At 60.6% G+C, this 10,400-nt stretch carries 12 protein-coding genes and 1 pseudogene; 4 read left to right on the top strand and 9 right to left on the bottom strand.

Translation table 11 applies throughout. The features are described from left to right. The 5 genes from tnpA to HNE04_RS27515 all read right to left on the bottom strand — a co-directional run. Nucleotides 1-224: IS66-like element accessory protein TnpA (gene tnpA, locus HNE04_RS27535; RefSeq protein ID WP_172221903.1), on the bottom strand; the 224-nt coding region annotated here is incomplete at its 3' end. A gap of 149 nt (nucleotides 225-373) precedes the next feature. Continuing rightward, nucleotides 374-1,312, bottom strand: coding sequence for a BKACE family enzyme (locus HNE04_RS27530; RefSeq protein ID WP_172227009.1), 939 nt, complete (start codon nucleotides 1,310-1,312; stop codon nucleotides 374-376). Between the two features lie 44 nt (nucleotides 1,313-1,356). Continuing rightward, nucleotides 1,357-1,734, bottom strand: coding sequence for a tautomerase family protein (locus HNE04_RS27525; protein WP_172227006.1), 378 nt, complete (start codon nucleotides 1,732-1,734; stop codon nucleotides 1,357-1,359). A 9-nt stretch (nucleotides 1,735-1,743) separates the two neighbouring features. Next, entirely contained in the window at nucleotides 1,744-3,075 is a 1,332-nt protein-coding gene (locus HNE04_RS27520; RefSeq protein ID WP_172227003.1) for an MFS transporter, read from the bottom strand. 11 nt (nucleotides 3,076-3,086) lie between these two features. After that, the gene (locus HNE04_RS27515; protein ID WP_207717750.1) at nucleotides 3,087-3,560 is read right to left on the bottom strand and encodes a tautomerase family protein; all 474 of its coding nucleotides are present in this window, start codon (nucleotides 3,558-3,560) and stop codon (nucleotides 3,087-3,089) included. A 52-nt stretch (nucleotides 3,561-3,612) separates the two neighbouring features. On the opposite strand from HNE04_RS27515, the gene HNE04_RS27510 reads away from it, so the two are divergent. Next, complete coding sequence (locus HNE04_RS27510; protein WP_172227000.1) at nucleotides 3,613-4,350, top strand: GntR family transcriptional regulator; 738 nt, start codon at nucleotides 3,613-3,615, stop codon at nucleotides 4,348-4,350. Nucleotides 4,351-4,604: 254 nt separating this feature from the next. On the opposite strand, the gene HNE04_RS28645 is transcribed toward HNE04_RS27510, so the two are convergent. Then, on the bottom strand, nucleotides 4,605-4,772 hold the full coding sequence (locus HNE04_RS28645) for a hypothetical protein (RefSeq protein WP_407926627.1): 168 nt from the start codon (nucleotides 4,770-4,772) through the stop codon (nucleotides 4,605-4,607). 16 nt (nucleotides 4,773-4,788) lie between these two features. Between HNE04_RS28645 and HNE04_RS28485 the strand changes: the two genes are divergently transcribed. The 3 genes and pseudogenes from HNE04_RS28485 (at nucleotide 4,789) to HNE04_RS27490 (ending at nucleotide 6,980) form a co-directional block, all read left to right on the top strand. After that, entirely contained in the window at nucleotides 4,789-5,283 is a 495-nt protein-coding gene (locus tag HNE04_RS28485) for a hypothetical protein (protein WP_328700425.1), read from the top strand. Nucleotides 5,284-5,316: 33 nt separating this feature from the next. Further along, nucleotides 5,317-5,624 (top strand): annotated as a pseudogene (locus HNE04_RS27495) (NAD(P)H-dependent flavin oxidoreductase); the annotation flags it as partial. Between the two features lie 486 nt (nucleotides 5,625-6,110). Beyond that, a complete protein-coding gene (locus HNE04_RS27490) occupies nucleotides 6,111-6,980 on the top strand; it encodes an AraC family transcriptional regulator (protein ID WP_172226997.1) in 870 nt (289 codons plus the stop codon). Nucleotides 6,981-7,013: 33 nt separating this feature from the next. Here the strand turns inward: HNE04_RS27490 and HNE04_RS27485 are convergent, their stop codons facing one another. The 3 genes from HNE04_RS27485 to HNE04_RS27475 are packed head-to-tail and all read right to left on the bottom strand — an operon-like array spanning nucleotide 7,014 to nucleotide 10,081. After that, complete coding sequence (locus HNE04_RS27485; RefSeq protein WP_172226994.1) at nucleotides 7,014-7,937, bottom strand: BKACE family enzyme; 924 nt, start codon at nucleotides 7,935-7,937, stop codon at nucleotides 7,014-7,016. Between the two features lie 27 nt (nucleotides 7,938-7,964). Beyond that, nucleotides 7,965-8,717, bottom strand: a complete 753-nt coding sequence (locus HNE04_RS27480; protein WP_172226991.1) for an SDR family oxidoreductase — start codon at nucleotides 8,715-8,717, stop codon at nucleotides 7,965-7,967. Nucleotides 8,718-8,740: 23 nt separating this feature from the next. Beyond that, nucleotides 8,741-10,081, bottom strand: coding sequence for an MFS transporter (locus tag HNE04_RS27475; RefSeq protein WP_172227012.1), 1,341 nt, complete (start codon nucleotides 10,079-10,081; stop codon nucleotides 8,741-8,743). Between the last annotated feature and the right edge of the window lie 319 nt (nucleotides 10,082-10,400).

The following is a 10,400-nucleotide window of genomic DNA, read 5'->3' as shown; positions in this document are numbered from 1 at the left end:
GCGAGCTGCAAAGGCACGAACTCGCCGGCGCCCGCCAGCGCCGGGGCGACAGCCCCGCGCGCGTCTCGGCGCCACGTGTGAATCATGTTGGCATTAAGGCCATGGGCCAGCGCCACCTTGGCTATCGAGGCGCCGGGCTGGCTGCATTCGGCCAGCACTTTCGCCTTGAACTCCGGGGCATACGCGCGCACTCGGGTGCGCTTGGTGGGTTCGCTCGTGTCCATTCCAATCCTCTCGTGGACACGATGCTCGCCGCAGCGGGCTAAGTCGGCAAGGATGGGTTCGCCGGACGCTTACGCTTCAGCTTCATCGTGGGCGTGAGTTCCTCGTCGTCGGCGAAATTCCCCCGGCGACCCCTGCACCACATGCAGCCTCAGAAGCGAGTTCCGGCGCTCCCTTTCAGTCCCAGCATGTCTCGGGCCTCTGCGGGCGTGGCGACTGCAAGACCCTGCTCTTCGAGCATCCTTCTCACCTTGAGCACTTGCTCGGCGTTCGACGTTGCAAGCTTCCCCTTCGCAATGAAGAGTGAATCTTCGAGACCGACGCGAACATTCCCACCCATGAGTGCACCGGCTATGGCCATGTCCATCTGAGAGGCTCCTGCGCCGAGGACTGACCAGCGGTACGCATCGCCAAACAAGCGGTCAGCTGTTCGCTTCATGAATACCAGGTTGTCGAGCTCCGCGCCGATGCCACCCAAAATTCCGAGAACAAACTGGATAAAGACCGGCGCCTTGAAGACCCCGGTGTCCATAAAAAACTTCAGGTTGTATAAATGGCCGACGTCATAGCACTCGTGCTCGAACTTCACACCTTCGCCTTCTCCGAGTTCGCGCGCCACCATCGCGATGTCTCGAAAGGTGTTCCGAAAAATATAGCTGTCAGAGTTCTCCAGGTAGGGCTTTTCCCAATCGAACTTCCACTCCTTGTATTTCGCTGCCAAGGGGTGCATTGAAAAATTCATGCTCCCCATATTGAGCGACGTCATTTCAGGAGAGACGCGCTTGGCCGGAGCAATTCGCTCCTCGACGGTATTCACGAGACTGCCGCCAGTTGATAGATTGAGTACCGCGTCAGTGGAGTTCTTGATTTGCGGCAAGAACCCCATGAAGTGATCTGGATCGATCGACACCGCGCCATTGGCGGGATTGCGTGCGTGCAGGTGCAGGATGGCGGCTCCTGCTTCCGCCGCATCGAGAGCTTGGCGCGCGATGTCTTCCGGCTTGAACGGCAGGGCGTCTGACATCGTCGGGGTATGGATGGCGCCGGTGATGGCGCAGGTGATGATCACCTTTCGTGGATGCTTGCTCATAGAGTTGTCGCGAGCTGCTGTTGCTAGCAGCCTTAGCGCATGCATTAGCCCTGTTCTCCGTCGGCGTCCGGAAGCAGGACGCCGTTCTCCATCGCTTGGTAACCGGGAATCTCCACCAAAAACATGACCACCGACTTGACCGGCTCGCCGGTTGCGGAACTCCACGCCTGAGCCAAGCTAAGCAGGAGTTCGCGTTTCAGTGCTTCAGGACGACGACGGATCAGCCCCACCATGCGGGTGCCGCTCGCCGGCTTGCCGGCAAGGTACAGATCCCCTTGGCCGAGCTCCACGAAACTCACATTGACGTAGTCAGCAGGGGCGCCAGTCACTTTGCAGTGTGTCTCCGTGATGGCTTGGGCGATTTCGGCCTTGCGTCGCGCACTGACGCTATCGGAAGTGATCGTGAATTGATAGAACGGCATGATTGATTCCTACAGAGACGACGACGCGGAGGTGCCGGGCGCACGATTGACAGCGGTTTGGCTTCGGGCATTCGGAAGCGTTTCCTTAGACAGCGCCAGGGCACAGAGGGAGATTGCACAGAGTGCGGCGGTGTACAGACCGACAGAATACGGCCCGTAGCGCTCGATCAGCTGGCTGGCGATGATAGGAGTCAGAGCGCCACCGAGCACGGTGCCGAGGTTGTAGGCGAGACCCGCGCCGGTGTAGCGATAACGCGCCGAGAAGAGTTCAGGCAGGTATGCCCCTAACGGACCATAGGCGAGACCGATGCCAGCCTGCAGGACCACAACGCCGAGCAGGAATACCGCCGTGCCGCCCACGCCGAGGAGCGGGAACAGGAGAAGCGTGGCAACAAAGCACAGACCGTTTCCGATCGCGAGCACTTTTCGACGACCGACTCGGTCAGACCACATTGCCCCCACCACGGTGGTGATTGCGAGCGAGACGGCGCCCGCCATTCCGATCAGTAGCACGTCTGTCCTAGCGAACTTTAGGGTCTGAGTGGCGTAACTCGCAAGGTACACGATGACGAAGTAAAAGAGGCCAAATACGGCGATCGTGGCACCAGTGGCGAGCGCCACCTCCCTGGTCTGTTCACGAAACAGTTCGGCAACAGGCAGCTTGCGCACAGTTTGCTTGGGCATTTCAAGCACGTTGCTCTTGAACTCCTGGGGCTCTTCAAGCGCCATGCGAGCAACGAACCCAACGACGATCAAGACCGCGCTCGCAAGGAACGGGACGCGCCAGCCCCAGCTCAGGAAGTCAGCGTCGCTCATGGTCAGTGACGTCAGAAGGAAGGTCGCGCTGGAGAGCAGAAATCCGAGCGCTGGGCCTAGTTGCGGGTACATCCCATAGTGTCCACGTCGGCCTTTGGGAGCGGACTCGGCAGTGAACACAGTCGCACCCGCCCACTCTCCGCCCATTGCCAGACCCTGCACGCATCGCAGCAATACGAGCAAGACCGCTGCCCACGGCCCAATGTCTTGGGCGGTCGGAAGTAAGCCAATGCCGACTGTGGCAATGCCCATGAGCAGGAGGGTCGCCACCAACGTGTTCTTGCGGCCAAACCGGTCACCGAAATGTCCGAAGAGGATTGCTCCGAAAGGGCGGATGACAAACGCGACTCCAAAGGTAGCCAGCGCTACCGCGGTCGCAGCTGACCCGCCCAGGGCCGGGAAGAAGAGCTTGTTGAAGACGAGCGCCGCGGCGATACCAAAGATGGTGAAGTCGTAAAACTCGATCACCGTGCCGACGGCACTGGCGACCGCAACGCGCTTCATTTGAGAAGAAGACGTGGCCATGAGAGATTCCTTTAGCTGGATTTCTGCAGCGCTTGCAAGTGAGGCGGAAGCGCCTCGGCGAACTGGGCTCGGCCATTGCCAAGCGAAAAGTCATCCGGGGCGACGCCCACCAGCGAGACAAAGACGTCCTCAGGCCGAACCTGAAGGCGTGCCTTGAGCAGCTCGGTCATGCGTCGGTACAGGTTGGTCTTGACCTCGGTACTGCGGCCGGCAGCGAGCGTGATTTGGACTGCTATGAAACCGTCGGACCGCTCGATGCCATAGAAAGTGGCGTCGTAGATGAGCTCGTGCGGCTCATGCATCGAGACGATCTGGAAACGGTCTTCGGCAGGGATGCCGATGGTGTCCACCATGGCTTCGTGAACTGCATCAGCTACTTGGCGGGCGCGTTCGGCGCTTGTCTTCATCAATGAAATACGTACTAGCGGCACGTCTGTCTCCTGTTTTGAAGCCATGACAATATCAGCAAAACTGAAGAAAATCAATATTTAGGCGAAATATTGTCTTCCCAGTGCCGGGCTGGTATGCTCGCTTCAAATGACTGTCTCCTTATCTAGCGGCGACGCGGACACACGCAGCCTCACGTATTCGACATACCGCCGCTTGCGGGCCGAAATCCTGTCGGGACGACTTCAGCCCGGCGAGAAATTGAAAATTCATGAACTGGCTGAACGGCTTCAGGTAAGCCCAACGCTGGTCCGAGAGGCGCTCTCTAGGCTCACGGCCGACAATGTCGTGGTTGCCACTCCGCAGCGCGGCTTCCGAGTGACACCAATCACTGCCGAGGACGTGCGGGACCTCACCCGCGCTCGAATCGAGATTGAGATGGTCTGCCTTCGGCGTTCGCTCGAAAGGGGTGATGTCGCCTGGGAGGCGCACATCCTCGCGGCGCTGCACCGGCTGGTCCACACACATCCGGAGCCTGGCTCCGTTGACGAGAATTGGGCCGATGTACATGGTCAGTTCCACAAGGCTTTGGTGGCCGCATGCGACAGCAGGTGGCTGCTGCAGGTGCGCGAGCAGCTCTTTGTGCAGGCGGAGCGATATAGATGGATCAACGTCCGCATGTCTCCAGAGACCCGTGACCTCGGGGACGAACACCGAGAGATTGCTGAAGCAGCGATCCGCAGAGATCTCCCGCGCACGTGCGAGCTGATGGAGCATCACCTCCGCCTGACCGAAACGATGACCTTGGAGGCGCTGGCTGCGGCTGCCTCGGCTTCCCTGTCGGTGCCCGGGGCTCGTACCGAGGGCTATCAAAAGGCCGCGGCCTGAGAGCTCTCCGGCAAGATTGTTGAGGGATAGGCCGGGACTGTCGCCCATGGGCTGCGCCACCGCGAGCGACGGCGAGGAGCTGCAGGTGCCGCGGCGCACGACCGGGCGGCGGGCGCTACCCAGCGCATTCCTGCCGGATCGTGCATCGGGCGCCACGACTACTTCCTTTTGAAGGAGATCGCGTTGAGAAACGCTCTGTGCTGCTTCAGCTGACTTCCGCAGGGCGTCATGGGATTTGACTAGCTAGTACCTCATCATGCCGTTCTCCAAGTGAGCAGAGAATGCTTGCGAGCGAACGTCCCGCCTCTGCAAAGACTGATGGGTTCCTCGTTACGAGCACTGGGCAGCGCACCTTCGTAGGTCATCAAGATCATCGACGCCAGCGCTGCCATCGCCGCCTTCCGCGCCGGGTAAGTCTCCAGCAGGGCGTTCTCGATTGTGCTTCGCCAAGTCGCGAAAATGCTCTCGCACTGTGCTCAAATCGAATCGTCGCCGCCGAAGTTGTCAAGCGCGACGGCGGCCACGGGGCATCCATATGAAGCGAGCTCCTCGTTCGGCGTCAACCTCACCGTTCTTCCGACGGTCAAGCCCGTGCCGTACGAGGAGTACCGGGCGGCAATCATCGACAGCGGCATCACCATCGTCGAAACGGCCGGCGCCAATCCCGCGGCGCACGTCGCGGCCTTCAAGAAAGCGGGAATCAAGGTCATCCACAAGGCGGTCGCCGGCAACGTCACCCTTGCGGGCATCGATTCAGTCAACGCCCCCGCAGATGTTCGTGCGCTTGCATGGTCTCGCTTGTCCCGGGATCTGGACTTGTCAAAGTTGCGGCGAACGTCAGCGCTGGCGCCTCTCGCAGAAGTGCCGAGCATCGCAGCACGGATTCTTCAGGGTCAGGTTCAGGGTCGGATCGTCGTGGACGTCAACGCCTGAACTGGTTCGGGACACGAACGCGAGGAGAAAACGTTGAAGACGCGAATTACTGAGCTATTCGGCATCCGGCACCCCATCATTCAGGGAGGGATGCACTACGTCGGCTTCGCCGAACTCGCACCTGATCGGCGGTCTCCAATGCTGGCGGACTCGGCATCATCAGGGGCCTGACCCAGAAGACACCTGAGTTGCTGACCCGGGAGATCGCGCGCTGCAGAGATGCCACGGATCGGCCTTTTGGTGTGAATCTGACCTTCCTGCCCACGTTCACGCCGCCGCCCTACGCCGAGTACATCCATGCAATCGTGGAGGGCGGAGTTCGCATCGTCGAAACAGCGGGGCGCAGATACGGCCCCGCTCGGGGAGAGACGACCGACACTTGCGGCGATTGCGAATCCGCCATTCGAAATATTGACGACCATGTGGTTCAACTTGATTGTCGGGCTTGGCGCCAATCGTGATCGCGCACAGGCGTCTGCCGCAACTGCCATGGTTGATTGGGCTGCCCGCCAACGCGAGAAGGGCTCCTTCGCACAACACGATGCGAGTAGCGAGTGCGCGACCACATAGAGGGCAGATCAAACGTCCCGATCACCAGCGCGTGAGATGTGCCCCGGGTTTTCGGACTCACCTGACTGGACGCCTCTGGGCGCAAGCCCGAAGTGGACGTCAACCGTCGAGGAACTTACCGGAAAAGCCCCACGTTCGTTGACCGAGTGGTTGACGGACAACCTGGACGTGTTCCGGGCATGAGCTATCCATCAACTTGTGCCCACAGCCCGGGCGCACAATGAGGCCGGGCGCAAGGTTGAAGTTGGAGGTAAGCAATGCAGAGTCTCCCGGACTCAAAAGCCGAATACCGCGAGGTGGGGGGTGAACTCGTCTCTGGCACCATTGTCGACTCGCGCACCACACATGTTGAGGTCCTTGCGCGCCGAGCCACCGGGCCGATTTCCTGGCGTTTTCGTCAGCCGCGGCTTGCGCTGTTCTGGTTTCGGAGCGGCCTCAAAGAGTTGCATCTGGAGCTTGACGGCCGCCGCATCCACTCAGGAATAAGTCATGGCACAAACCTTACGCTGCTCCCAGCCTCGACCTCCGTCGTAGGCGAGTTCGAAGTAGCCCCGTCCTTTGACTACACGGTGGTCTTCCTCGACCCAACCGTTGCGTCCGACGCCGGCTGCCACTTCAATCGGCCGCTGATTGCCTTTGGCAACGAAGACCTGCAACGTGGCCTCTCGGTCCTGTGCCGTGAGGCGCGCAATGCAGACAGCCTTTACGGGTTGTTCGCCGAGGGCTGGGCAATGCAAGCGCTCGCCCTTCTGGCGCGGGTCGACGGCAGCCAGGCAGCCACCGTTCGCCCCAGCGGTGGCCTTGCACCTGGCAGCTTCCGGCGCGTTATCGACTACATCGAGGCCGAATTGTCGAGAGCGTTCACGATCGAGGAACTGGCGAAGGTTGCCGGCGTCAGTCGCCGGCATTTCATGCGGGCTTTTCGCGAAAGTGCCGGGCAGACACCCCTGCGCTTTGTTTACAGTCTGCGACTCGAGCGGGCCAAGGAGTTCCTCTTGGATCCCCGTCGCACGGCAACTGAAATAGCGCTGGACTGCGGCTTCAGCCACGCTCAGCACTTCAGCACCGCATTCAAGAAGGCGACGGGCGTGACGCCGTCCGATTTCCGCCGGGCTGCGATGCGCTGATGGCGCCGCCATATCCTGGAGAAAAGAGCACTCTCAGAAGTTGACTTTCCCAATGCCCTTCAATTGCAAGATTTCCCGGGCTTCGTTCGGGCTGGCGATTTCGAGACCAAGCCCCTCGATAATCTGGCGCGCCTGCCGCACCTGGGCCGCATTGCTCTCGGCCAGCGTGCCGCGTCCAAGCCAAAGGCTGTCTTCCAATCCAACGCGCACGTTGCCGCCCATACTGGCAGACATTGCTGCGAGGCGAAGCTGATCCTTGCCTGTTCCCAGCACCGACCAGCGATAGTCACTGCCGAACAGCCGGTCGGCAGTTCGCTTCATGTGCAACACGTCTTCAGGGTGTGTACCAATTCCTCCCAGGATGCCGAACACGGTCTGAACAAAGAACGGCGCCTCGACCAGACCGCGCTCGACGAAGTGCGCCAAGTTGTAGAGGTGGCTCACGTCGTAGCACTCGAATTCAAAGCGCGTGTCGTTGGCCGAACATTGCGCCAGGGCGTATTCGATATCCTTGAACGTGTTGCGGAAAATCAGGTCACGACTGCCTTCGAGCGCTTCGCGCTCCCAGGCATGTTTGAACTCTTTGAAGCGCGCCAGCATCGGGAACAGCGCGAAGTTCATGGAGCCCATGTTGAGCGAGGCCACCTCGGGCGCAAAGCGCATTGATGGCTGAATGCGCTCCTCGACCGTCATGTAAGGCGAGCCGCCACTGGTGATGTTCAAGACTGCATCGGTGCGCGCCTTGATCTGCGGCAAGAATCGGCCGAATGCGTCGGGGCTCTGGTCCGGCTTGCCGGTGACAGGATCGCGTGCATGAAGGTGAATGATCGCCGCGCCCGCTTCGGCCGCGCCGACCGAGGCTTCGGTGATCTCTTCCGGTGTGACCGGGATATAGGGTGACATCGAGGGCGTATGAATCGCACCCGTGACAGCGCATGTGATGATGACTTTGCTCATGATCTGCTTCACTCGTTTGCGGCGTACTCAGATCTGGGCTTTTCCGCCATCGACGAACAGTTCTATGCCGTTGACAAAGCTCGAATCGTCGGAGGCAAGAAAGACTGCCGCCTTGGCAATTTCGTCCGGATCGCCAACACGGCCCATTGGGATCCGCGAAGCGAGAGCATCGAGCATTCCCTGCTGCCGTGCGGCGTCGGGACCGGCCAGGTCAAAGAAGCCTGGCGTCTTAGTGGGTCCGGGGCTGAGCGTGTTGACCCGGATGCCGCGGCCCTTGAGATCGAGAATCCAGTTGCGGGCGAATGAGCGTACGGCGGCCTTTGAGGCGGCATAGACACTGAATGCCTCGGTGCCGCCGCTGGCAGCGGCGGAGCCATTCAAGATGACTGACGCGCCGTCCGCCAGCAATGGCAGAGCCTTCTGTACAGTAAACAGTACGCCCTTGACGTTACGGCCGAAGATGTCGTCATAGTGCTCCTCGGTAATGTTCCCCAGTGGCAGTCGAGAGCCGCCGCCGGCGTTGACGAACAACACGTCGATCCGACCCTTTTCCGATTTCACCCAATCAAACAGCGTGTCGAGTTCGGCCATGTTCGATGAGTCGACCCGAATGCTGGAGGCGTTACCGATCTCGGAAACCGCGGCGGCGAGTTCGGCTTGCCGGCGGCCGGTGACAATGACATGCGCTCCTTCGCTAGCGAACCGTTTGGCGGTAGCAAGCCCGATTCCGATGGATCCACCGGTAACAACTGCGATCTTTCCTTCAAGCTTGCGTGACATGGAAGCTTCCTTGGTTGTGAGATTCAAGGCCGCTGCCCGACCGCGCTCGCGCCGTGGCTATGCGAAGCGGCCGACGACTTGTGCTTGATCAGAGCAACCGCGACACCGCCGATCACCGCGGCCACTGCAATGGCCAGGAAGTTCTGCACCAGCGGCAGCTTCATCGAAACCAGCAGCCCGATCACGATCGGCGCCGCGATCGCGCCGATGCGCCCGACCCCCGAGGCAAAGCCGAGTCCTGTCGAACGGATCGACGTCGGGTAGAACTGCCCGGCATACGCGTACATCAGGATCTGTGTGCCCAGCGTCGATGCGCCGACTACGGCAACGATCAGGAACAGCGGCTGCGCGCCGTGGCCGAGCAGCGTCAGCGAGACCGCGGCGACCGCGAAGAATGCGGTCGTCACCCACTTGATGTTCAGCTTGTCGGCGAGCCATCCGCCACCGACGGCACCGACGACTGCACCGGCGTTGTAGGCGAGCAGGAAGTTCAGTGCGGAACCGAGGCTGTAGCCGGCCATGCCCATCAGCTTGACCAGCCACGAACTGAGCGCGTAGAGCATGAACAGGCAGCTCATGAAAGCGACCCAGAACATCACCGAGCTGAAGCCGCGGCCGTCCTGGAACAGCCTGCCCACGGTCGGACCTTCGGCCTTGTCCTCGGCCGGAACGATGAACTCCTCGTGCGGCTCGAACCGCATGTCCGGCCGGATCTTCCGGACCACTTCGCGCAGATGCGTGTCGTCGTGCTGCTTGATCAGGAACGGCAGTGACTCAGGCATGTACTTCAGGATGAACGGGATCAGCACCACTGGGGCTCCCGCGGCGATGAACACCGATTGCCAGCCGTAGGTCTCGATGAGCTGCTTGCCGAGCAGCGCGGCGAGGATGCTGCCGACCGCGTAGCCGCAGCACATCAGCGTGACCATCAAGCCGCGCACCTTCTTCGGTGAGTATTCAGTCATCTGCGCCGCAGCCGTCGGGATCGCGCCGCCGATGCCGAGCCCGGCCAGGAAGCGCATCACGCTGAAGGTGATCGGGTCGTTGGTGAACCCGGCGGCGGCGGTGAACACGCTGAACAGGAACACGCAGATCGCGATCGCCCAGCGGCGGCCAATCCTGTCGGCGAGCGCGCCGAGCCCGATCGCACCGAACATCATGCCGAACAGCGCCGAACTGGCCATGAAGCCCGCGGTCGCTGCGTCGACATTCATCGCCTTCATGATGGACGGAAGCGCGGTGCCGGCGACCGCCAGGTCGTAGCCGTCGAGCACCAGGATCACGAAACACCAGATCAGCACGGACCCGTGAAAGTTGTTGAACTTGGCCTCGTCGGCCAGTTTGTGAACATCTATCCGGTGCATGGTTGTGGAATTCATTGACTTGTCTCCTTATATCTTTCAAATACTTCAAACTTCAGTGGTCAAGACGTGGTCGACAGTCTTGATTGCTGAACCGGTTGACTCACTGCCGCGCAGCCTGTGTCTCCTGCGAGCCCGAGCTCGTATCAAAGCAAAGGGCGCACGGTGGTGGTCTCTTTGTTCTGCTGCATCCCGAATGGTTGACCGAACACATTTCGTATTCGTAAGGCTGGGAGCTGGAGAACTGCTATGAGTGAACCCGTTTATGTAGGGGTCGACGTCGCCAAGAACAGCTTTGAAGTGGCTGTCACCGGCGAGCTTC

It is taken from the genome of Caenimonas soli, from assembly GCF_013155545.1.
Classification (GTDB): Bacteria; Pseudomonadota; Gammaproteobacteria; order Burkholderiales; family Burkholderiaceae_C; genus Ramlibacter; species Ramlibacter soli.
This window is presented reverse-complemented; position numbering and strand designations above follow the sequence as displayed.